The 22,187-nt window shown below is 46.5% G+C and carries 21 protein-coding genes; 17 read left to right on the top strand and 4 right to left on the bottom strand.

The window, feature by feature from the left end; all coding sequences use genetic code 11:
- Window positions 1-106 precede the first annotated feature (106 nt).
- Genes T2812B_RS04365 through xylB form a run of 7 tightly spaced genes read left to right on the top strand, consistent with a single transcriptional unit; the run spans window position 107 to window position 8,173 of the window.
- Entirely contained in the window at window positions 107-1,243 is a 1,137-nt protein-coding gene (locus T2812B_RS04365) for an ROK family transcriptional regulator (protein WP_004082680.1), read from the top strand.
- 13 nt (window positions 1,244-1,256) lie between these two features.
- On the top strand, window positions 1,257-2,420 hold the full coding sequence (locus T2812B_RS04360) for an iron-containing alcohol dehydrogenase (RefSeq protein ID WP_004082682.1): 1,164 nt from the start codon (window positions 1,257-1,259) through the stop codon (window positions 2,418-2,420).
- A 12-nt stretch (window positions 2,421-2,432) separates the two neighbouring features.
- Window positions 2,433-3,386 (top strand): ABC transporter permease, encoded by a 954-nt coding sequence (locus T2812B_RS04355; protein WP_004082684.1) that lies wholly within the window; start codon window positions 2,433-2,435, stop codon window positions 3,384-3,386.
- Window positions 3,387-3,400: 14 nt separating this feature from the next.
- Window positions 3,401-4,120, top strand: coding sequence for a polysaccharide deacetylase family protein (locus T2812B_RS04350; protein ID WP_004082686.1), 720 nt, complete (start codon window positions 3,401-3,403; stop codon window positions 4,118-4,120).
- A gap of 25 nt (window positions 4,121-4,145) precedes the next feature.
- Complete coding sequence (locus T2812B_RS04345) at window positions 4,146-5,117, top strand: sugar-binding protein (protein ID WP_008194041.1); 972 nt, start codon at window positions 4,146-4,148, stop codon at window positions 5,115-5,117.
- A 15-nt stretch (window positions 5,118-5,132) separates the two neighbouring features.
- Window positions 5,133-6,695: a sugar ABC transporter ATP-binding protein gene (locus T2812B_RS04340; protein ID WP_081501941.1), complete on the top strand. Its 1,563-nt coding sequence runs from the start codon at window positions 5,133-5,135 to the stop codon at window positions 6,693-6,695.
- On the top strand, window positions 6,695-8,173 hold the full coding sequence (gene xylB, locus T2812B_RS04335; protein WP_008194037.1) for a xylulokinase: 1,479 nt from the start codon (window positions 6,695-6,697) through the stop codon (window positions 8,171-8,173). The genes T2812B_RS04340 and xylB overlap by 1 nt, the downstream gene beginning before the upstream one ends.
- 21 nt (window positions 8,174-8,194) lie before the next feature.
- Here xylB and T2812B_RS04330 read toward each other — a convergent pair whose 3' ends face one another.
- Complete coding sequence (locus T2812B_RS04330; RefSeq protein WP_008194035.1) at window positions 8,195-8,911, bottom strand: DUF5131 family protein; 717 nt, start codon at window positions 8,909-8,911, stop codon at window positions 8,195-8,197.
- Window positions 8,912-9,084: 173 nt separating this feature from the next.
- On the opposite strand from T2812B_RS04330, the gene T2812B_RS04325 reads away from it, so the two are divergent.
- The 3 genes from T2812B_RS04325 to T2812B_RS04315 are packed head-to-tail and all read left to right on the top strand — an operon-like array spanning window position 9,085 to window position 12,995.
- Window positions 9,085-11,568 carry an adenosylcobalamin-dependent ribonucleoside-diphosphate reductase gene (locus tag T2812B_RS04325; protein WP_008194033.1) on the top strand — a complete coding sequence of 828 codons (2,484 nt, stop codon included), beginning with the start codon at window positions 9,085-9,087 and terminating at the stop codon, window positions 11,566-11,568.
- Window positions 11,569-11,580: 12 nt separating this feature from the next.
- A complete protein-coding gene (locus T2812B_RS04320; RefSeq protein WP_008194031.1) occupies window positions 11,581-12,438 on the top strand; it encodes an acetamidase/formamidase family protein in 858 nt (285 codons plus the stop codon).
- Window positions 12,439-12,440: 2 nt separating this feature from the next.
- Window positions 12,441-12,995, top strand: coding sequence for a nitroreductase family protein (locus T2812B_RS04315; RefSeq protein ID WP_008194029.1), 555 nt, complete (start codon window positions 12,441-12,443; stop codon window positions 12,993-12,995).
- 17 nt (window positions 12,996-13,012) lie between these two features.
- Here the strand turns inward: T2812B_RS04315 and T2812B_RS04310 are convergent, their stop codons facing one another.
- Entirely contained in the window at window positions 13,013-14,110 is a 1,098-nt protein-coding gene (locus T2812B_RS04310) for a KamA family radical SAM protein (protein ID WP_008194027.1), read from the bottom strand.
- Between the two features lie 256 nt (window positions 14,111-14,366).
- Here T2812B_RS04310 and T2812B_RS04305 point away from each other — a divergent pair, with 256 nt between their 5' ends.
- Genes T2812B_RS04305 through T2812B_RS04280 form a run of 6 tightly spaced genes read left to right on the top strand, consistent with a single transcriptional unit; the run spans window position 14,367 to window position 18,555 of the window.
- Window positions 14,367-14,732: a Fur family transcriptional regulator gene (locus T2812B_RS04305; protein ID WP_008194026.1), complete on the top strand. Its 366-nt coding sequence runs from the start codon at window positions 14,367-14,369 to the stop codon at window positions 14,730-14,732.
- Complete coding sequence (locus T2812B_RS04300; RefSeq protein ID WP_008194023.1) at window positions 14,729-15,532, top strand: metal ABC transporter substrate-binding protein; 804 nt, start codon at window positions 14,729-14,731, stop codon at window positions 15,530-15,532. Before T2812B_RS04305 ends, T2812B_RS04300 begins: the two co-directional genes overlap by 4 nt.
- Window positions 15,529-16,251 carry a metal ABC transporter ATP-binding protein gene (locus T2812B_RS04295; RefSeq protein WP_008194021.1) on the top strand — a complete coding sequence of 241 codons (723 nt, stop codon included), beginning with the start codon at window positions 15,529-15,531 and terminating at the stop codon, window positions 16,249-16,251. Before T2812B_RS04300 ends, T2812B_RS04295 begins: the two co-directional genes overlap by 4 nt.
- Window positions 16,248-17,045 (top strand): metal ABC transporter permease, encoded by a 798-nt coding sequence (locus tag T2812B_RS04290; RefSeq protein ID WP_008194019.1) that lies wholly within the window; start codon window positions 16,248-16,250, stop codon window positions 17,043-17,045. The genes T2812B_RS04295 and T2812B_RS04290 overlap by 4 nt, the downstream gene beginning before the upstream one ends.
- Window positions 17,042-17,704 carry a response regulator transcription factor gene (locus T2812B_RS04285; protein ID WP_008194017.1) on the top strand — a complete coding sequence of 221 codons (663 nt, stop codon included), beginning with the start codon at window positions 17,042-17,044 and terminating at the stop codon, window positions 17,702-17,704. Before T2812B_RS04290 ends, T2812B_RS04285 begins: the two co-directional genes overlap by 4 nt.
- Window positions 17,701-18,555: a sensor histidine kinase KdpD gene (locus tag T2812B_RS04280; protein ID WP_008194015.1), complete on the top strand. Its 855-nt coding sequence runs from the start codon at window positions 17,701-17,703 to the stop codon at window positions 18,553-18,555. Before T2812B_RS04285 ends, T2812B_RS04280 begins: the two co-directional genes overlap by 4 nt.
- Here the strand turns inward: T2812B_RS04280 and T2812B_RS04275 are convergent.
- Window positions 18,501-19,889 (bottom strand): pyruvate carboxylase subunit B, encoded by a 1,389-nt coding sequence (locus T2812B_RS04275; protein WP_004082715.1) that lies wholly within the window; start codon window positions 19,887-19,889, stop codon window positions 18,501-18,503. The genes T2812B_RS04280 and T2812B_RS04275 overlap by 55 nt on opposite strands.
- The gene (locus tag T2812B_RS04270; protein ID WP_008194013.1) at window positions 19,879-20,955 is read right to left on the bottom strand and encodes a M20 family metallopeptidase; all 1,077 of its coding nucleotides are present in this window, start codon (window positions 20,953-20,955) and stop codon (window positions 19,879-19,881) included. The genes T2812B_RS04275 and T2812B_RS04270 overlap by 11 nt, the downstream gene beginning before the upstream one ends.
- Before the next feature lie 60 nt (window positions 20,956-21,015).
- Here T2812B_RS04270 and T2812B_RS04265 point away from each other — a divergent pair, with 60 nt between their 5' ends.
- Entirely contained in the window at window positions 21,016-22,170 is a 1,155-nt protein-coding gene (locus T2812B_RS04265) for an MFS transporter (RefSeq protein WP_008194012.1), read from the top strand.
- Window positions 22,171-22,187 lie beyond the last annotated feature (17 nt).

The following is a 22,187-nucleotide window of genomic DNA, read 5'->3' as shown; positions in this document are numbered from 1 at the left end:
CAGCCAAAAAAGGAGAAAATAACAGATATCCGACCTTGATTTTAAATTATTTCCTGCATATAATTAATGTGAACATAATATTGAGATCCAAAAGGAGGAATCGAAGTTGAAATACAACTCACCAAGAATAAAAATCCTCAACAAAAAGAGCATTCTCAAAGTGATTCACGAAAACCATCCCATTTCCAGATCGGACATATCGGAGGTCACAGGGCTCACGCCGAGCAGTGTAACAAGACTCACGAAAGAACTAATAGATGAAGGTTATATAAGAGAGATCGGTACAATGGGAAAAAATTCTCCTGGAAGAAGAAGAATTCTCCTCGATCTAAGAAAGAACGCCTTTCTGAGTTTAGTCTTCGATATAGGAGTGAATATAACGACCTACGGTATTGGATTTTTCGATGGAGAAGTGGAACCAAGGGGAACTTTCAACACACCAAAGGAACCAGTGGAATTCTTCAACATAGTCAAAGAAATCTACGAACGTATCTCAGGTGAATATAGAATTTCAAGAATCTCTCTTTCCGTTCCAGGAATGGTGGATATGGAAGAAAAGAAAATACTTCTTGCCCCAAACCTCGAGTGGGAGAACGTGAACATAAAAGAGCTCCTCAAAGTCGACGTTCCTGTTCTTGCAGACAACGAGGCGAATCTTTCCATGCTCGCAGAAAAGTACCACTCAGAAGATCTGAGAAACGTGAAAGAAGCCGTTTTTATCATCATTAGAGAAGGTGTTGGAACGGGATTGATGATCGATGGAAAGATCTTCAGAGGGCCTTCCTTCACAGCGGGTGAAGCAGGACACATGACAGTGAACATGTACTCCGACAGGCAGTGCCACTGCTCTAACTGGGGTTGCTGGGAGCTCGTTTCTTCGATCAACTGGACGATCGAGCAGTACGGGAAAGAACTACCTGGAAAAAACGCCATAGAGAAATTCCAGGCACTGAAGCAGAGAAACGATGCGAAAAGAATACTGATGAAATTTGCGGAAAACATAGCGGTCGGCATCGTGAACCTGGTGAACATATTGAATCCTGAACTCGTGATCCTTGGTGGGGAAGTCGTCGATCTTGGTGAAAATTTCCTCGACATTATAAAGGATTTCGTCCATCAAAGAGCTTTGAAGGCCGCTGTGAAAGATCTGAAAATCAGGACTACGGAATTCAGAAACATCAGTTCTAACCTCGTGGGTGCGGCCGTATTGGCTGTCGAGGACATAATAGAAGAAGTCAAATGAAGGAGGTGGCAGCATGTTCAAAATTTCGTTCTATCTTCCAACGGAGATCATTTTCAGGGTGGGAGCGGTGGACGAACTGGAAGAAAGGGCAAAAAAGCTCGGAAAAAAGGCATTGATTGTGACAGGACGATCCAGCACTAAGAAGACTGGCCTTTTGCAGAGGGTGGTAGATCTTCTCAAGAAAGCGGGAGTGGAAAGTTTCGTCTTCGACAAAATAGTTCCCAACCCGATATCGGATCACGTCGATGAGGCTGCAGAAATCGTGAGAAAAGAGAAGATAGATTTCATCATAGGACTTGGTGGAGGAAGTCCCATAGACAGCGCAAAAGCGATCTCTATCACCGCTCCGAACGAAGGAAAGTTCTGGGATTACGTTCCCGTAGGTGGTGGAAAGATTCCAGAAAAATCCATCCCCGTTGTTGCTATACCCACCACACACGGAACGGGAACCGAGGCAGACCCATTTGCGGTGATTACAAATCCTCAAACGAAAGAAAAAGTGGGAATAGGCTATAGAAACACCTTTCCCGTTCTCTCCCTTGTGGATCCTGAAGTGATGAAGACACTACCGAAAGACCAGACCGCGTACACCTCTATGGATGCGTTCTATCACGCTATAGAAGCCTTCCTCAACGTGAATGCGAATCCTTACTCGGATGTTCTTGCCCTGGACGCCATGAAAAGAATCGTGACTTACCTTCCCGTTGCTTACGAGAATGGAGAAGATATGGAAGCCAGAACGAATCTCGCCTGGGCCAGTACTGAAGCAGGAATTACAGAGACTCTGACTGGTGTGATCGCAAACCACGCGCTGGAGCATGGTCTCAGTGGTTTCTATCCAGAAATAACCCATGGTCTTGGTCTGTGCATCACAGGTCCGTACCTGTTCGAGTACATCTTCGATCACGCCTACGAGAGACTCGCCATCGTTGGAAGGGAAGTGTTTGGCGTTTACGAAACAGACGATAGAAAAGCTGGAAGGCTCGCTATCAAGAAACTGAGAGACTTCCAGGAGATGTTCGGTCTCAACAAGAGACTCAGTGAACTGGGTGTGAAAAAAGAGGATATTCCAAAGATGGCAGAAACCGGCTACAGGATACTGAATGGAGTGGTTGTCGTAACTCCCGGTAACCTAACCGCAAAGGATATGGAGGAGATATTCAACAGGTGTTACTGAGGGGGAGATAACTTGGCTTCGAAATTTAAGAAGAGAACTTTCAGAGAACTCGGTCCTTTAGTTGCTCTCGTCAGTCTGGCTGTTTTTACGGCTATCTTGAATCCTCGCTTTCTGACGGCATTCAATCTTCAGGCTCTCGGAAGGCAGATCGCGATCTTTGGCCTTTTAGCTATCGGGGAAACCTTTGTCATCATCTCCGGGGGAGGAGCCATCGACCTCTCCCCCGGTTCCATGGTGGCGCTCACAGGGGTAATGGTTGCATGGCTCATGACTCACGGTGTTCCCGTGTGGATCTCTGTAATTCTCATTCTGTTGTTCTCTATAGGAGCAGGTGCGTGGCATGGCTTGTTTGTCACAAAGCTCAGAGTTCCCGCTTTTATCATCACCCTTGGAACTCTGACGATCGCCCGAGGCATGGCAGCCGTGATCACAAAGGGATGGCCTATCATCGGACTCCCGTCTTCTTTCTTGAAAATCGGGCAGGGTGAATTTTTGAAGATACCGATCCCGGTGTGGATTCTCCTTGCAGTGGCTCTTGTGGCAGATTTCTTCCTCAGAAAGACCGTTTATGGAAAACACCTGAGGGCTTCCGGCGGTAACGAAGTCGCCGCAAGATTTTCCGGAGTGAACGTAGACAGAGTGCGAATGATAGCGTTCATGGTATCGGGATTCCTCGCCGGTGTGGTGGGGATAATCATTGCGGCAAGGCTTTCTCAAGGGCAACCAGGTGTCGGTAGTATGTACGAACTCTATGCCATAGCCTCCACTGTAATCGGTGGAACGAGTCTCACGGGAGGAGAAGGAAGTGTTTTAGGAGCAATCGTAGGCGCGAGTATCATAAGTCTTCTCTGGAACGCTCTCGTTCTTCTCAACGTTTCGACGTACTGGCACAACGTAGTCATCGGAATCGTCATAGTTGTGGCAGTAACTCTCGACATATTGAGAAGGAGACTTGCAAGCAAATAACAGGTGGGTGGGTCATGAAAAGACTTCTGGTTTTTCTTTCGATCTTTTTGACAACAGTTTTGCTTTTTTCAACTGATTCAAAAGTGAACTTCGGGGAGGAAAACGGAGTGAAACTGGTGGCGCTCACTTTCGATGACGGTCCTGATGTAAAACTCACCTCCGCAGTACTGGGTACTCTTGAAAAACACGGTGTTGTAGCTACCTTTTTCGTTGTGGGACAGAGGTTGAACGAAAGTACTCGAGCTATTCTTGAAAGAATGATATCTATGGGATGTGAAATAGGAAATCACTCGTGGAATTATGAACCACTTGACAAAAAAGATCCTGAGACGATAAAAGATTACATCGAACGTACGAAGGATCTCATCAAGAAATACACAGGAAAAGAGCCTCGATTCTTCAGACCACCCAATCTGGCGGTGAGCGATACCATGTTCGATGTGATAAACATGCCGTTCGTGAGCGGCATTCTCGGCTACGACTGGGCGGGATGTGATAGAGATCCCCAAAAGATCGTAAGCAACGTGTTGAAAGACATAAGAGATGGTGCAATAATTCTTCTTCACGACGTACAACCAGAGCCGCATCCGATCGTCGAAGTTCTAGAGATACTGATCCCGGAATTGAAAAAACGTGGATACGGATTCGTCACTCTGAGCGAGCTTTTCAAAAGAAAAGGAGTGAACCCTGAAGATCCGGTGTACAGAAAAAAGATGTGGGTGTATGTGGAATAAAACATCTTTACAAGGGGGTGTTATCATGAGGAAACTTCTGGTTTTTCTTTCGGTTCTCCTGGTTGCTGGTCTGTCGCTGGCTCTCACCATAGGTGTTATCGGAAAATCCGTCCATCCTTACTGGTCACAGGTAGAACAAGGTGTTAAAGCGGCGGGGAAGGCACTTGGAGTGGATACGAAGTTCTTCGTTCCACAAAAGGAAGATATCAACGCTCAGCTTCAGATGCTCGAATCTTTCATAGCCGAAGGTGTAAACGGTATTGCGATCGCGCCGTCCGATCCAACTGCAGTCATCCCCACCATCAAGAAAGCCCTTGAGATGGGTATTCCTGTTGTCACTCTCGATACAGACTCTCCGGACAGTGGAAGGTACGTCTACATCGGAACGGACAACTACCAGGCAGGTTACACAGCTGGTCTCATCATGAAAGAGCTCCTTGGAGGAAAGGGTAAAGTTGTCATAGGAACGGGTTCACTGACAGCTATGAACTCCCTTCAGAGAATCCAGGGATTCAAAGACGCCATCAAGGACTCGGAGATAGAAATAGTCGACATCCTCAACGATGAAGAAGACGGTGCGAGAGCAGTGTCTCTAGCGGAAGCCGCTCTCAATGCCCATCCAGATCTCGATGCATTTTTTGGTGTGTATGCCTACAACGGACCTGCCCAAGCACTCGTGGTGAAAAATGCTGGAAAAGTTGGAAAAGTGAAGATCGTCTGTTTCGATACAACACCTGATATTCTTCAGTACGTGAAAGAAGGAATTATCCAGGCAACGATGGGGCAGAGACCCTACATGATGGGATACCTGTCAGTCACAGTTCTTTATCTGATGAACAAGATAGGTGTTCAAAACACTTTGATGATGCTCCCGAAAGTCAAGGTTGATGGAAAGGTTGACTACGTGATCGACACAGGTGTTGATGTGGTCACACCAGAGAACCTCGATGAATATTTGAAGAAGATGGAAGAACTCGGAATTCCAATAAAATTCTGAAAAACACGAGGAGGGGTGTTTCCCCTCCTCGCTTTCCGGGGTGATCGAATGGAGATACTGAAAGCAAAGGGCATAGTGAAAAGATTCCCTGGAGTTGTGGCTGTGGACAACGTCGATTTTGAGGTTTACGAAAACGAGATTGTCTCTCTGATAGGTGAAAATGGTGCTGGTAAATCCACCCTCATAAAAATTCTGACGGGTGTCCTCAAACCTGATGCGGGAGAAATTCTGGTCAACGGCGAAAGGGTAGAATTTCACTCTCCGGTCGACGCGTTCAAAAAGGGCATAAGTGTTATCCATCAGGAGCTGAACCTGTGCGACAACATGACTGTGGCGGAAAACATCTTTCTCGCCTATGAAGCTGTCAGGGGACAGAAAAGAACCCTTTCCAGTAGAGTTGATGAGAACTATATGTACACAAGATCTAAAGAACTGCTCGATCTCATCGGCGCCAAGTTCTCTCCAGATGCTCTGGTGAGAAACCTCACCACCGCCCAGAGACAGATGGTGGAAATATGTAAGGCACTGGTTAAAGAACCCAGGATCATCTTCATGGATGAACCCACATCGTCGCTTACTGTCGAAGAGACAGAAAGACTCTTCGAAATCATAGAAATGTTGAAAAGTAGAGGTATTTCTGTTGTTTTCGTTTCACATAGACTGGACGAAGTTATGAGGATAAGTGACAGGATCGTTGTGATGAGAGACGGAAAAAGAATCGGCGTGTTGAAAAAAGGAGAATTCGATGTGGACACGATCATAAAAATGATGGTAGGACGTGAAGTGGAGTTTTTCCCACACGGAATAGAGACCAGACCCGGAGAAATTGCCCTTGAAGTCAGAAACCTGAAGTGGAAGGATAAAGTGAAGAATGTTTCTTTTGAAGTGAGAAAGGGAGAAGTTCTGGGATTCGCGGGACTTGTGGGGGCTGGAAGAACTGAAACGATGCTCTTGGTGTTCGGAGTGAATCAAAAGGAATCCGGAGACATATACGTTAACGGAAGGAAAGTTGAAATAAAAAATCCGGAAGATGCTATTAAGATGGGGATAGGACTCATTCCTGAGGACAGAAAACTTCAGGGGCTTGTTTTGAGAATGACTGTGAAGGACAATATCGTGCTCCCATCACTGAAAAAAATCAGCAGATGGGGGCTCGTGCTCGATGAAAGAAAAGAAGAAGAGATCTCAGAAGACTATGTAAAAAGACTCTCCATAAAAACGCCTTCCATTTATCAAATAACAGAAAATCTATCGGGTGGAAACCAGCAGAAAGTGGTCCTTGCCAAATGGCTCGCCACGAACGCGGATATTCTGATCTTCGACGAGCCAACACGCGGAATAGACGTTGGTGCAAAGGCAGAAATACACAGGATGATCAGAGAACTCGCCGCACAGGGCAAAGCTGTGATCATGATCTCTTCGGAACTCCCAGAAATACTGAATCTCAGCGATAGAATAGTCGTCATGTGGGAAGGTGAAATCACAGCCGTTCTGGACAACAGAGAGAAAAGAGTCACTCAGGAAGAAATAATGTACTACGCATCTGGACAGAAAAAACAGAACGGGAGGGTCGCATAATGAACCTGTACGTGGGACTCGATGTGGGAACGACCGGTGTCAAGGGAATTCTTGTGAACGAGAAGGGAGAGATTCTTGCAACAGCGAATGAAAGACTAACCATGTTCACTCCTCAGCCTGCCTGGGCGGAGCAGGATCCCCTCTCCTGGTGGGAGGCGGTGAGAAAAATACTGAAAAACCTCTCCGAAAGATCGAAAGAAATGGGTGGCAAAATAAGAGCGATCTCCACCAGCGGGCAGATGCACAGTCTTGTGGTTATCGATAACAACGGTAAAGTCCTGAGAAATGCCATCCTCTGGTGCGATCAGAGAACATACAAAGAGTGTGAAGAAGCCACCCAGATCCTCGGCGGAGAGGAAAACGTCCTCAAGCTCGTCGGAAATCCCATTTTGCCCGGTTTCACGCTCCCAAAGATACTCTGGATCCGAAAGCATGAACCTGAGATCTACGGAAAAATTTCAAAAATCATGCTGCCAAAAGATTTCATAAACTACATGCTCACCGGTGAGATGAAAACGGAGCATTCCGATGCCTCCGGAACGGTGATGTACAGTGTATCAAAGATGGAATGGAACAAGGACGTATTGAAAGAACTCAACATACCGGAAAGTGTTCTCCCAGAGATAATACCGTCGAACGGCGTGGTTGGAAATGTGAAACCCGAAGTAGCGTCGGATCTTGGTCTCTCCGAAGACACGCTTGTGATAGGCGGAGGAGCTGACAACGCCTGTGCGGCTCTTGGAATAGCCGTCGTAGAACCGGGTGATGTGATGGTGAGCCTCGGTACTTCGGGAACCGTTCTGGCACCCACAAAAGGGGATCAGCCCGATCCAAAGGGTAGAGTCCATTTCTTTGCACACACCGTTCCAGAAACAAGATACCATATGGGTGTGATGCTCTCCGCTACCTATTCACTGGAGTGGTTCAAGGAAAAATTCCTGAGCGAAGATTACGAAACAATCAACGAAGAGGTGGATAAGGTTCCCGTGGGATCAAACGGGATAATCTTCCTGCCGTATCTCAACGGTGAAAGGACACCACACAGAGATCCATTCGCGAGGGGTGTTTTCTTCGGTATATCCTCGTACAACACCAAGTGGGATATGGTGAGAGCCATATTCGAAGGCGTTGCCTTCGGTATCAAAGATTCGTTCGATATACTGAGAGAACTCAAGGTGGATCTCAACAATGTGAGAATCACAGGAGGAGGTTCAAAGAGCAGGGTATGGAACAAAATGCTCGCAGATATGACAGGATTGAGAATACAAAAACCAGCTGTGGATGAAGGGGCGTCTTACGGTGCAGCGATCCTCGCTGTGTCTGGCTCAATGGGAGAAAATCCAGCGAAAATTTCGAAAGAGTGGTTCCGCGTGAAGAGTTACACTGACCCTGTTGTTGAAAACACAGAAATCTACGAAAAACTACACGAGAAATTCAAAAAACTCTACGCATCTCTCAAAGAGATGTTCAGATCTTGAAAAGAGGGCGTTCTGCCCTCTCTATTCTTGAAAGAATGCAAGTAGTTCTTTTCGAGTTCTTTCGAAGTACTCATCCTCAAGTGCCCAGGAAAGTCCGAGTTTCCCATAAAAATCCTTTACGCGCCATCGATAGTGCATGTCGTCGATAAACACGCGATCCACGTGAGGTTTCAACATGCTTGCCAGTTTTTTCGGGTTCATTGGAAGCATGGGACTGATGAAAGCACAGGTCCTTATTCCATTTTCTTTCAGCACCTTCAAAGTTTCCACTCTCTCCTCTATGGAACTCGAGTTGGGCTCGAACATCTTTCGGATTTCGTCGTCATCAGTTGTGACGCTGAGTCCAACCGAGATTCTTCTCATCTTCTTAAACAGATCCAAGTCCCTTAAAACGAGTGTGGATTTTGTGAGAATCATCACCTCGATTTCCAGAAGCGGGAACTCCAGAAAGACTTCGAGACATCTTCGGGTGAGCTTGTACTCTTTCTCGATAGGTTGATACGGATCGCACATGGTGCTCATGAAAACGTGGTGTGGTTTCTTCTTGATGATATCTTTTCTGAGAACTTCGGCTATGTTTCGTTTCACAATGATTTCTAACTTCCAGTTCATCTCTCTGTATCGTCGCGCGTAATCACTTGCGTAACAGTACACACAGGCATTGGTGCAGCCCACGTAAGGGCTGAGGGTGTACCTTCTTTTCGATTCGGAATAAGTCAGCGCACTCCTGACACTCATCTTTTTTACTCTCATCTTCAAAAGGATACCATGGGAAATTCTTTAGAAATTTTCCGATACTGTTTCAGAATTTTCACCGGGATGGTGATGTATAATTTCTCGGGAAACCCTACCACATGTTGAATTACTGTGAAAAAACACACAATATGTTGTTTAAAAACAGGAGGGAGAACATGAAATTGTCCGATTTGATCTCAAGGTGGATCGACGTTGAACCTTCAAAAAATGCTCAGATAATTCTCAGAGACAGGTATTTCATGAAGGATCTGGATGGGAATTATCTGGAAACGAAATGGGAAGATGTGGCAAGAAGGGTGGCGAGAGTTGTAGCAACAGCAGAGCTTCTGAACCCATCGTACAAGAAGAACGAAAAACTCGACAGAATAAAGGAATGGGAAGACATCTTCTTCAGAGTTTTGAAGGCGAGACTCTTCATTCCAAACAGTCCCACCCTCTTCAACGCAGGACTCGGTGTGAAGCACGATCTCCTGTGGAAACCCATCGATCAGATGACACTAGAAGATTACGAAGAAATTTACAGATCGAGAAATCATCTTCATATGCTCTCCGCATGCTTCGTAGTACCCGTCGGCGATAGCATCGAAGAGATTTTCGAAGCGGTGAAAGAGTACGCGCTCATAACGAAAGTGGGAGGAGGAGTGGGAAGCAACTTTTCTGAGTTGAGGCCGAAGGGCAGCTTTGTGGCAGGCACACACGGAAAAGCGTCCGGTCCCGTTTCTTTCATGCACGTCTTCAACTCTGCTATCTCTGTTGTGAAACAGGGTTACAGAAGACGTGGAGCGCTGATGGGTATTTTGAACATAAACCACCCCGACATAGAAGAATTCATAGACGCAAAGAAAGAAAACACGGGAGAAGCGGTGCTGAACTTCTTCAACCTCTCTGTTGGATTTCCAATGGACAAGAAAGAGATTCTGAAACTCTACGAAGAAGATGGCGAACTCGAGCTTTCCCATCCAAGAAGCACGATCAGGAAGAAGGTTAAGATCAGAGAACTCTTCAGAAAGATCGCTACAAATGCTTGGAAGAGTGGAGACCCGGGACTTGCCTTCCTCGGAGAGATGAACAAATACTATCCACTTTACCCGCACAGAAAGATCAACTCGACCAACCCGTGCGGTGAAATCGGGCTTTCAGATTACGAAGCCTGCAACCTCGGTTCCATCGATGTTGCAAAGTTCTACAACAATGGTTTTGTGGATTTAGAAGCGCTTCAGGAACTCGTTCAGATAGCCGTTCGTTTCCTCGACAACGTCATCGACGTGAATGTGTTTCCAATAGACAAGATTACAAAAGCGGTCAAAGAGAGCAGAAGACTCGGTCTTGGTATAATGGGATTTGCCGATCTTCTCTACAAGCTCGAAATTCCTTACAATTCTCAGGAAGCTCGTGATTTCGCGGCCAATCTCATGGCTTTCATAGCGCTCCACGCGCACAGAACTTCCTATGAACTTGGAAAAGAAAAAGGAAACTTCCCACTCTTTGAGATCTCGAGGTACAGGACGGAAGACAACTTCGTGCCTTTCGCTATGGGTATGAGCAACTACGACGATGAGATAAGAGAAACCATGAAGATGACAAAAGAGTTTAGAAGAAACGTCGCTCTTCTGACGATCGCACCCACCGGTTCGATCTCGAACATAGCGGACACTTCGTCGGGACTGGAACCAAATTTCCTCCTCGCGTACACCAGATTCGTGACGAAGGAAGACGGGACGAAAGAGCCTCTTCTCTACGTGAACCAGGTGCTCAGAGAGAAGTTGAATCCGGAGATTCTCAAGAAGATAGAGAAAGAACTCATAGAAAAGGGAAGCTTGAAGGATATCCCGGATGTTCCGGAGAAGATAAAGAAAGTCTTTGTGGTCGCACTCGATATAGATCCGATGGATCACCTGCTCATGCAGGATGCTTTCCAGAGGTACGTTGATAACAACATCTCCAAAACAATCAACATGCCTCAGAGCGCAACCGTGGATGATGTTCTCAACGTATACCTTGAAGCTCTCAGAACAAACGTTAGGGGCATCACCGTGTACAGAGACGGTTCTTTACAAACACAGGTGCTGACGAAAGCCTTGAAAACACCGGAGGCTCCAAAGGTTCAGTTCTTCGTCGTCGATGAGAAGCTGAAGCTCCACCCAAGACCGAGAAAAGATACTCTCAGAAGCGTCACGAGAAAGTACAAGAGGCCCGATGGTACCACTTACATAACGATATCTTTCGACGACACGGGAGAAGCAGTGGAGATATTCATTTCCAACGGCAGTGAAATGGCCGAAGCGATAGGAAGACTCTCCTCAATAGCTCTCAGAGCGGGAGTTTCCATAGATGAAATAGTAGAACAGCTTTCGAAGGTGAAAGGAGAGTACTGCAAGGGTCTAGCTGAAGAAATCAAGAAAGCGCTTGAAGACTTCGCAAAACTGTGGCTCAGAACGGGTGAAGAAGCACCAGAGAGTGAGGAAGAACCGATCGAAAGAGAAAAATTCATAGTGGCGCACAACCTCAGATGGCAAAGCGGTTACTACGTGGATGACGAAGGAAACGTGTACTGTCCCGTTTGTCTCTCAAAGAATTCCCTGATAAAGCAAGAGGGATGCGTGAGCTGTAAGAACTGCGGCTGGTCAAAGTGTGAGTGAGGAGATGAGAGCATGAAGGTTGTGCCAGCCCAGAGGTGTGTATACTCGTTTTCAGCGAACATGGCACCCGTAGAAGAGGTATACCCTGGTGAACAGGTCGTGTTCGAAACACTCGACGCACTCGGTGGTAGTTACGATAAAATCGATTTTTCGAAGGTGAATCCAGCGACGGGACCTGTATTTGTCAACGGTGTAAAGCCCGGAGACACACTGAAGGTTCGGATAAAGAGGATAGAACTTCCTCGAAGAGGAGTGATCGTAACTGGCAAGGGGTTCGGAGTTCTCGGTGACGAAGTAGAGGGTTTTCACACAAAAGAACTGGAAATAGAGAAATGGGCCGTTCTGTTCGATGGTGTGAGGATTCCAATTCATCCGATGGTAGGAGTGATCGGGGTCGCACCTCAGGAAGGAGAGTACCCAACGGGAACGGCCCACAGACACGGAGGAAACATGGACACGAAAGAGATAACAGAAAACGTCACAGTGCACCTTCCAGTGTTCCAGGAAGGTGCACTTCTTGCTCTGGGAGACGTCCACGCGACAATGGGAGACGGAGAAGTGTGTGTCTCCGCGTGCGAAGTCCCTGCAAAAGTGGTCGTGGAGATCGATGTATCCAAAGAAGAAATCAAATGGCCCGTGGTTGAGACAAACGATGCCTACTACATCATCGTTTCTCTTCCAGATATCGAAGAGGCTCTGAAAGAAGTCACACGCGAAACAGTGTGGTTTATCCAGAGGCGGAAAACCGTTCCCTTCACAGATGCCTACATGCTCGCCAGCCTCTCCGTTGATGTGGGTATCTCCCAGCTCGTGAATCCCGCTAAGACTGCGAAGGCTCGCATTCCAAAATACATCTTCACGGGGGTATGAGGATGCTCTACGACCTTGCAAAACAGCGAAAGACCGTGAGAAAATTCAGAGAAGAAAAGCCTTCCATTGAGAAGTTGATGTACTGTCTGAAGGTGGCGAACGAGGCTCCTTCGGGAATGAATGCTCAACCCTGGAGATTTCTCGTCGTGGAAGATGAAGAAACGAAAAGACAAATCAGGGAAACCTGTGAAAAGGCCGAGAAAGACTTCTACGAAAACGTGAGAGGAAAACTTAAAGAATGGCTCAACGAAAACAGTTTCAACTGGAAAAAACCCTTTCTCGAAGAAGCACCATACCTTCTACTCGTGTTCTCAAAAAAAGACGCACCCTATTCGAGAGAATCTGTCTGGCTCGCGATCGGATATCTTCTCCTCGCACTGGAAGAGCAGGGACTTGGAACCGTCCCGTACACACCTCCGAATCCCGATGAACTGACAAAAATCGTGAACACACCATCAGATTTGAGATTTGAGGTGATACTCCCGGTTGGATATCCGGACGATCCGAAACCCAAGTATCCAAGAGAAGAAATGAAAGTGAGTTTCAACCACTTTTAATCCCCCGGCAGGGGGATTCACACGGTGTATTCTTCCAAAAGTTCACCGTAGTCGTCGAACCAGAGCGCCTGGGGATTCCTCTTGTACACCATGACTTTTCTTCTATTCTTCTCATCGTGTGCTCTATGGTATTTGAAAACGATGAAATCTTTCGTGAGGGCTGCGATTTCTATCTTCCCTGTTCTGTGAGACATAACGTATCTGACCCGCTTGGCGACACCAGATATGTTCGAAATCGCTTTCGTGAAGATCTCGTAACCCTCTTCAATCGGAACGGCGAATTTCCTGTTTCCAGAAACAGGCCTGTTCTGGAACACGTAGTAGGGAGTCACTCCAACAAAGGAAAGTCTGTCCAGAAGCTCACCGAGCACTTCAGGATCGTCGTTTATTCCCCTCAGAAGAGGAGTCTGATTGCAAAGCACCGCTCCTGCGTCTTTCAAAAGATTCACCGCTTCTATCGCTTCCCTGGTCAGTTCCCGGGGGTGGTTGAACTGTGTCATCACGTATATCTTCTTCTCTTTTGTGCTGTACTTTCTGATCATCTTCAACAGATCCGGATCGTCTATTATTCTGTAAGGGTTAAACGCTGGTATCTTACTACCTATTCTGATAATTTGAACGTGATCTATCTCTCTCAAGGAACTCACTATCTTTTCCAGCTTTTCTGTCGATAAAAGCAGCGGATCTCCTCCCGTGAGCAAAACGTTCGTTATCTCTTTGTGAGTGCGGATGTAATCGAGTTGAGGTGTGATGTCTCGTATGACTTCGGCTCCAACGTTTATGAAGAGTCTCTTCCTGAAACAAAATCTGCAAAATCCACCACAAACATCGTTCACAAGAAAGAGGGCCGTGTCCGGGTATTTGTGCTGAAGCCCCTTCGCAACGGTGTAAGATTTTTCGTTAGAAGCATCCAGCGTTCCCCATTCTTCTAGCTCGTCCTTCTCGGGTACTATGATCTTCCTGATAGGGTCATCAGGGTCTGACCAGTCTATGAGACTCAAGTAATAAGAGTTGGCTCTGAATCGGTACTTTTCCTCTACCCTCTTCAACCTCTCTCTTTCTTCAGGAGACAATTGTTCCACCTGTGTTATGCTGGTGTAGTATTTCACCTTCAATCGAATCACCTCCTGATTTTTGTTTTAACAAAGTTATATTTTCTAAAATAAACCCCTTAAAAAAATCGAAGAACTCAGCTTCGACGAATACGACATCTGCCATCCATTTTCATTATACCATAATACGGTATAATCGGAGAGCACGATGAATACTGAGAAATATATCATCAGTACAATGTTTGAATGATATCTTGAAATCAGCAACTGTGTGTAGTACAATATAACTTGCAAATGCTTTGCATTTGCAGGTGAGAGTATGAGGATGACAAAAAACAGGGAAGCCGTTCTTGAGATAATCGAATCTTCCAGAGTCCCTCTCACTGCCGAGGAGATACATCGAAAACTGGATGTGAACCTCTCCACGGTCTACAGGGCATTGAAGTTTTTAGAGGAAAGAAACCTCGTGGGTTCTTTCAGTGTGGGTGGCCCGAGATACTTCTTCAAGAAGAAAAGACACTATCACTTTTTGATCTGTGAGAAATGCGGGAAGCTCTTTCCTTTCGAAGAATGCGTGGATGAATTTCTTGAAAAACTCCAGAAAAAGTACGATTTCTCTGAAGAAAGTCATCTGTTTTTGATTCACGGAATCTGTAAGGAATGCAAAAAGGAGGTGGAAAAATGAAGAGGATTCTTCTCCTTCTAGTACTCATTGTCGCTGTTTTGAGTTTCGGCAAAACTATCGTGACCACGATAAACCCGTACTATCTCATCGTTTCTCAGCTACTCGGTGATACAGCGAGCGTAAAGCTCCTTGTTCCCCCTGGAGCAAATCCACACTTGTTTTCACTAAAGCCTTCCGACGCTAAGACTCTGGAAGAATCGGATCTGATCGTAGCGAACGGACTCGGATTGGAAACGTATTTGGAAAAATACAAAGAAAAGACAGTTTTCGTTTCAGACTTCATTCCAGCACTTCTTCTCATCGACGAGAACCCTCACATCTGGCTCGATCCTTTCTTCCTCAAATACTACATCGTTCCTGGACTGTACCAGGTTCTCATCGAAAAATTCCCAGAAAAAAAGAGCGAAATAAAACAGAAAGCAGAAGAGATCATAAGCGACCTAGACACCGTGATCAGAGATTCCTTCAAAACACTCCTCCCTTACACCGGAAAAACGGTAGTGATGGCTCATCCGAGTTTTACGTACTTCTTCAAGGAATTCGGCCTGGAATTGATACCACTCTCCAGCGGTCATGAACACAGCACGAGTTTTTCCACGATCAAAGAGATCCTCAGGAAAAAAGAACAGATTGCTGCCCTGTTCAGAGAACCGCAGCAGCCGGCAGAGATTCTTTCGAGCCTCGAAAAAGAACTGAGAATGAAAAGCTTCGTGCTCGATCCCCTCGGAGTGAACGGAGAAAAGACGATCGTGGAACTCCTGAGGAAGAATCTTTCTGTGATCCAGGAGGCGTTGAAATGAAAATCGTGGAAGTGAAGAATCTGACCTACAGAATAAACGATTTTGAGATCCTGAAGAATATAACCTTCTCCGTGGAAGAAGGTGAATTCGTTGGGATAATCGGCCCGAACGGAGCAGGAAAAACCACACTTGTGAGAATTCTGGTGGGGGAGATAAAGAATTATGAAGGCAAGGTAAAAGTCAGGGGGAAGATAGGTTACCTTCCACAGCTCCATCAGGTTCAGAGAGAGTTTCCCATCACCGTAAAAGAGTTCGCTGCGATGGGAATGTACGGCAGGTACAGAAAGATAGACTGGGGAAAGGTGAGATCGACCTTGAAAGATGTGGGGATCCTTCACAAAGAAAACGATCCGATAAAGAACCTCTCAGGTGGTGAATTCCAGAGACTCTCACTCGCAAGGGCCCTTCTTTCAGATCCGGATATTCTCGTATTGGATGAACCTGAGGCTGGAGTGGATGAAATGGGAAAGGCTTCCTTTTACGAGCTTCTGAACCGATTGAGGAAAGAAAAAAATATCACAGTCATCATGATCAGCCACGACATCGGAATGGTGTTCAAAGAATGCAGCACCATCATGTGTCTCAACAGGACCCTTCACTGCCATGGTCCAACTGAAACGATCAACCCTGAAGACCTCAAGAAAATCTTCACAGACTTCGACATATGGATCAGAGGAACAAGACACTACGAGATCTACCATGGGAGGGAGAGAGATTGAGCTTCTTTCACGATCTCGCTGAGTACAGTTTCTTAAGGACAGCTTTCGTTGGGGGAATCCTGGTCGCGTCTTTATCGGGCCTTGTTTCTCCAATAGTGGTTTTTAGAAGGATGGAGTTCATAGGAGACGGAACCGCACACGCAGTCTTTGCCGGGCTTGCCGCAGCCACTCTCATCGGAGCGGATCACAGATTGATCGCCTTTGCCACGGCTCTTCTTTTCGCTTTTGCGGTAAGTCTCTTTTCTCGCTCCAGGATCAGCGAAAGCAGTGCCATAGGTATCCTCCTTCCCTTCTTCATGGCCGTTGGAGTGGTTCTCTTCTCTGTTTCGGGAAGGTATCAGACAGATGTGATGGGATATCTGTTCGGTGACGTGCTTCTTGTGAACAGCACCGACGTCGCGATAACGGCCGTTGTCCTTGCCCTGAACGTGATCCTCACCGTGGTGTTCAGATGGGACATCAAGTATTTCATAGTGGATGAAAAAATGGCCAGGTTTTATGGCATAAAAACAGATCTCATCCGTTTTCTGATCACCTCGTTCATCGCTATCACCGTGGTGACGACCGTTAAAGTGGTTGGTGTGATCCTCACAGGTGCCCTTCTGATCCTTCCTGGTCTCGTTTCGAAAATATTTGGAAAGTCTTTTTGGTCACTCACAACAATATCCGTCATCTTCAGCACCGGCGTTTTCTTCGCGGGGTTTCTGACCGCCTACACTCTTGACCTGCCACCTGGTCCGGTCATTGTGATCATTGCTTTCGTTTCTTTCCTTCCAATGCTAAAATTCTCATGATGTGGAAGATAGCCGTTGTGGATGACGACAAGAATATTCTGAAAACGGTGAGTGAAAAACTCCAGCAGTTGGGACGGGTGAAGACCTTCCTCACAGGAGAGGATTTTTTGAACGACGAGGAAGTCTTTCATGTTGTGGTTCTGGACGTCATGCTTCCAGACTACAGTGGTTACGAGATCTGCAGGATGATAAAAGAAACCCGACCCGAAACCTGGGTGATACTCCTAACGCTCCTTTCCGATGATGAAAGCGTTCTGAAAGGATTCGAAGCGGGGGCGGACGACTACGTGACAAAACCGTTCAATCCAGAGATTCTCCTCGTGAGAGTGAAAAGATTTTTGGAGAGGGAAAAGAAGGGACTGTACGACTTCGGAGATCTGAAGATAGATGCCTCTGGTTTTACTGTGTTTTTGAAGGGGAAAAGAATACATCTTCCCAAAAAAGAATTCGAGATACTGCTCTTTCTCGCAGAAAACGCCGGGAAAGTCGTCACGCGTGAAAAACTCCTGGAAACCTTTTGGGAAGACCCTGTCTCACCAAGGGTTGTAGACACAGTCATAAAGAGAATCAGAAAAGCCATAGAGGACGACCCAAACCGTCCTCGATATATAAAGACTATCTGGGGTGTGGGTTACATGTTCACGGGGGGAGAAAGATGATATCTCTGAGAACCTTTCTCATCACCTTTCTTGTGAATATAGCCTTACTTGGAATCTTCTGGGGAAACAGAATGAACTTTGTGGATGTCGTTATTTTCTCTTTCTTTTCAGCGCTCTTTGTTAGTCTCGCTACTCATATTCTGGTGACCAGCAGACTGAGGAAGCTCAGAGAAGCTGTAGCCAGAAAAAATCGATTCGAAGATTTCCTGAACGATGAGATCACAAAACTCGCCGAAGAGGTGAATTCGGTAGTCGAAAATTCGCTGATTCAGGAAAAAGAAACGGAAAAATTGAAAGACATCGTCACAGGTTTTGTGCACGATGTGAAATCGCTCGTATGGAATGAGGTTGAGGACGAAAATTTACAGAAGATCATAGAAGAATTCTACGAATTCGCCAAGCTCGAAGCTGGTCTTGAAAGGTTGAGAAAAGAGCCGGTTAATCTCGTCGAGCTCGTGAACGACGTGGTGGAAAAATTCCCAGGAAAAGTCATTTTCAAGTACGATGACGTCGTGGAAGTCGAAGCTGATCCCATGAAGCTTTTCAGGGCCTTTTACAACGTGATAGAAAACGCTGTGAAGTATTCAGGACCGGTGGAGGTCCACGTGAAAAAAGACAGGATCATCGTGAAAGGTCCCGGGCCAGAGATCCCCTATGAGGTACGTGCAAATCTTTTTGAGAAAAAGAAAAAAAGCAAAGGCACAGGACTGGGCCTGTACCTCGCAAGGGAATTTTTCGAAATGCATGGCTTCAGAATCGCTTACAGGAGAGAAGGAAATCACAACGTTTTTGAGATTTACACTGGATACACCGGCATGTCATCGGTAAAGTCAGAGAGAGATTCGAGATAGTTGAAGTCCACGCCGATCTTCTCCTCGTACTTCTTCCTCAAAAATTTCTTGCCTACCTCTCCCAGGATCACAGCGATGAGAAGGTCTTCGTCCGTTTCAACAAGAATTCCCAATTCTTTCCTTGTTTTGTCCAGTTCGGGTTCCAAAAGATCAGCAGGTCTGCAATCTATGGGTTTCTCATCACCAAGAATCTTTCTCATCAGTTCTGGATCGATCGGTGCGGGTGGCCTACCATAGAGTCCTTTCACATAATTCCTCGTTTCGTTGGTTATCCGCTCGTATCTACCATAGACCACGTTGAGAAACGCCTGAACACCCACGATCTGACTCGTTGGTGTAACGAGTGGTGGATAACCGAGGTCTTTTTGGACCCTCGGAACCTCCTCGAGCACCTTATCAAGCAAGTGTTCCATCCTCTGCTCCTTCAGCTGCTTGAGAAGGTTGGAGTACATACCACCGGGAATCTGCGAGAATATGATCCTCGAATCTGGATACTTCATCCCCACATCGTACTCGATGTATTTCATTCTCACCTTCGTGAAATGATCCACCAGAAACTTCAGCGCTTCTCTGTCAAAATCCTCTTTTCCGTTTCCTCTGAAAGCGTAATACATGGTTTCAAAAGTTGGCTGAGACGTTCCCATGGAAAACGGAGAAATAGCCGTATCGAAGAAATCCGCCCCTGCTTCGTAAGCCGCTTGATACGCAAGGGGAGCAAAGCCCGTGGTACAGTGAGAATGGACCTCAACGGGAACACCGAATTTCTCCTTCAAAGCCCTGACGAGTTCGTAAGCCCTTTTTGGAGTGAGAAGCCCCGCCATGTCCTTTATACAAATCGAGTCCACTCCCATATCCAGAAGTTTTCTTGCGAAGTCAAGATAGTAATCGAGAGTGTGGACAGGACTCACCGTGTAACTGATCGCTACCTGAACATGAAGACCGTGCTTTTTTGACTCTTCAATAGATTTCTGCAGGTTTCTTTCATCGTTCAGCGCATCGAAGATACGTATGATATCCAGTCCATACTCCGCCACTTTCTTTATGAAAAGCTCCACAACATCGTCCGCGTAGTGCCTGTAGCCAACGAGATTCTGTCCTCTCAGAAGCATCTGAATCTTCGTGTTCTTCAAACCCTCTCTTATCTTTTTCAACCTCTCCCATGGATTTTCGTTCAGAAATCTAACGGCGACATCGAAGGTTGCTCCTCCCCAGACTTCCATGGAGTGAAAATTCATTCTGTCGAACGCTTCGAGAGCAGGCAGCATATCTTCCGTTCTCATCCTCGTCGCGATCAGAGATTGATGTCCATCTCTTAAGGTTGTATCAACGAACATTTTTTTCACCTCCAAGTTTTCTCAAAAGATGTACAACCAGATTCACTCTATCTTCAAATTGATCGAGTCTTGCGTATTCATCCTCGGAGTGCATCTTACCACCGGGAATACCCAGACCGTCTATGGAAGGAACGCCGTTCTGCGAGAAAAACGCCACGTCTCCTCCACCCGTTGCCCTCACAAAACTCACAGTCATTCCAATCTCTTCGGCAGACATCTTCACGATGTTCACAAAATCAGGATCTTCTTTCATGGGAAGCCTTCTGAGTTTCAAGGTGTAAGAAACGTTCGCTTCAGGATGTACAGCAGAGAGTCGTTTCAGTGTTTCTTCGAGAAACTCGTACTCTTTGTCGTCGTAGTACCTGACATCGAAATAAACCTCTGCTTTGTCCGGTGTCACGTTGCTTTCCGCACCACCCTTTACGATTGTTGGATTCAGAGTAAGGTTTGGAAATCTCCCGTTCAATGAAAAGAGTTCCACCGCTTTGAAAGCCAGTTCAACGATCGCGTTGGCTCCTTCGTCCAGTCTTGAAGCGTGTCCTTTTTTTCCGCGAGCGAACAACCACAGTGAGATGATTCCCTTCCTGGAGGATATGAATTCTCCGTTTTCTCTTCCCGGCTCGAAGGATAGACAGTGAGAACTCATACCGGAAACTTCTTTGAACACTTCTCCACTGAGCGGTGATCCCAGCTCTTCATCCACGTTCAGAACCACGCAGAGATCGGTGTCGTTCTGTTGGAGGAATCTTTTCAAAGACTCAAGGAGGATCACAACTCCTCCTTTCATGTCACAAACACCAGGACCCTTGGCGATGTTTCCTTCTATTGTGAAAGGTCTTCTCTTCGATTCACCTTCGGGAAAGACGGTGTCGAGATGTCCTATGAGGGTAACGTAAGGCGGTTTTCCGCGGAAGGCCACGTAAGCGGCTCCCCTTTTCTCCACTCTGAAACCAAGGTCTTCGAGAATCTCTGTCAGAAACGACGTTCGTCTCAGCTTCTCCTCGAATGGAAGATCGGGCCCTGTGTCGATGTTCACGAGTTTTTCGTAAATTTCGATCCACTTCATTTTTATCCCTCCAACTACATTATACTATTCTTTAAGAAAACCCCGGTGAGGAGGGATGTTATGTCCAGAAAAAAGGCCTTCCTATTCATCGTGCTTTTGGGGCTGGTCAGTCTTTTCGCGGACGTTACTTACGAAGGGGCAAGGAGCATCATCGGACCGTTCATGAAGACACTGGGAGCGAGCGCCGCCGCTCTTGGATTTGCCGTAGGGCTCGGTGAACTCACAGGATACGCCTTCAGATTGATTTCGGGAATTCTGAGCGATAAAACACGAAAGTACTGGCTTTTCACCATCCTGGGATACGCGATAAATCTCTTTGCGGTACCGGCTCTCGCGCTTGCAGGAAACTGGCAGACAGCGCTTGTTCTCATCATCGCCGAAAGATTTGGGAAGGCCCTGAGAACTCCCGCAAGGGATGTCTTGCTCTCTTTCGCTTCGGAAGAAGTTGGAATGGGCAAAGGCTTTGGCATTCATGAGGCGCTAGATCAGATCGGTGCCATCTTGGGACCTCTTGCGCTCACATTCGCCCTCGCATTTGGAAAAAGCTACAGGTTCTGCTTCTTCATTCTTCTCATACCGGCTCTCGTTGCAATGGTTCTTCTCCTCACAGCACGTATAACTTTCCCGGCTCCTCAGGAAATGAAAAAGAAGAAAGACAATCCAGTGGATCGAAATCTGGGAAAGACTTACTGGTTCTATCTTACCATCGTTTCTATGGTGGCCTTTGCTTTCGCTGATTTTCCCATCATCGCATACCACATGAAGAGTTTCGAAGTCGCAAAAGATTTCTTCGTTCCTGCGACTTACTCACTCGCGATGGCCGTGGATGCGGTGGCTGCGCTGGTTTTCGGTCATTTGTTCGATAAAAAGGGTTTCGTTGCCCTGGCCTACGCGGTTCTTCTCTCTTCTTTCTTTCCCGTGCTTTCCTTTTCAAACAGCTTTCCGCTCATCTTTGCCGGAGTGATTCTCTGGGGAATCGGTATGGGAGCGCAGGAATCGATCATGAGAGCGGTTGTAGCGAAGATCGTACCTGCAGAAAAGCGTGGATTCGCTTACGGAATGTTCTTCACCGTGTACGGTGTTTTCTGGTTCTCTGGATCGTGGATCATGGGAACACTCTATGATATCAACCGGTTCTATCTGATACTGTTCTCTTTCGTAATACAGTTTGCAGCGGCTCTGCTCCTTCTTAGAATGAAAAGATACGAATGGTGAACCATCCTGCCTCCTAT

Origin of the sequence: Thermotoga sp. 2812B, assembly GCF_000789335.1 — a bacterium.
In the GTDB taxonomy this organism is placed as follows: domain Bacteria; phylum Thermotogota; class Thermotogae; order Thermotogales; family Thermotogaceae; genus Thermotoga; species Thermotoga maritima.
This window is presented reverse-complemented; position numbering and strand designations above follow the sequence as displayed.

Coding starts and splice junctions, on each gene's coding strand:
- T2812B_RS04325 (WP_008194033.1), top strand. CDS start 9,085: ATGAAATTGTCCGATTTGATCTCAAGGTGGATCGACGTTGAACCTTCA.
- T2812B_RS04280 (WP_008194015.1), top strand. CDS start 17,701: ATGATATCTCTGAGAACCTTTCTCATCACCTTTCTTGTGAATATAGCC.
- T2812B_RS04330 (WP_008194035.1), bottom strand. CDS start 8,911: ATGAGTGTCAGGAGTGCGCTGACTTATTCCGAATCGAAAAGAAGGTAC.
- T2812B_RS04315 (WP_008194029.1), top strand. CDS start 12,441: ATGCTCTACGACCTTGCAAAACAGCGAAAGACCGTGAGAAAATTCAGA.
- T2812B_RS04275 (WP_004082715.1), bottom strand. CDS start 19,889: ATGTTCGTTGATACAACCTTAAGAGATGGACATCAATCTCTGATCGCG.
- T2812B_RS04305 (WP_008194026.1), top strand. CDS start 14,367: ATGAGGATGACAAAAAACAGGGAAGCCGTTCTTGAGATAATCGAATCT.
- T2812B_RS04320 (WP_008194031.1), top strand. CDS start 11,581: ATGAAGGTTGTGCCAGCCCAGAGGTGTGTATACTCGTTTTCAGCGAAC.
- T2812B_RS04295 (WP_008194021.1), top strand. CDS start 15,529: ATGAAAATCGTGGAAGTGAAGAATCTGACCTACAGAATAAACGATTTT.
- xylB (WP_008194037.1), top strand. CDS start 6,695: ATGAACCTGTACGTGGGACTCGATGTGGGAACGACCGGTGTCAAGGGA.
- T2812B_RS04350 (WP_004082686.1), top strand. CDS start 3,401: ATGAAAAGACTTCTGGTTTTTCTTTCGATCTTTTTGACAACAGTTTTG.
- T2812B_RS04300 (WP_008194023.1), top strand. CDS start 14,729: ATGAAGAGGATTCTTCTCCTTCTAGTACTCATTGTCGCTGTTTTGAGT.
- T2812B_RS04270 (WP_008194013.1), bottom strand. CDS start 20,955: ATGAAGTGGATCGAAATTTACGAAAAACTCGTGAACATCGACACAGGG.
- T2812B_RS04360 (WP_004082682.1), top strand. CDS start 1,257: ATGTTCAAAATTTCGTTCTATCTTCCAACGGAGATCATTTTCAGGGTG.
- T2812B_RS04285 (WP_008194017.1), top strand. CDS start 17,042: ATGATGTGGAAGATAGCCGTTGTGGATGACGACAAGAATATTCTGAAA.
- T2812B_RS04265 (WP_008194012.1), top strand. CDS start 21,016: ATGTCCAGAAAAAAGGCCTTCCTATTCATCGTGCTTTTGGGGCTGGTC.
- T2812B_RS04345 (WP_008194041.1), top strand. CDS start 4,146: ATGAGGAAACTTCTGGTTTTTCTTTCGGTTCTCCTGGTTGCTGGTCTG.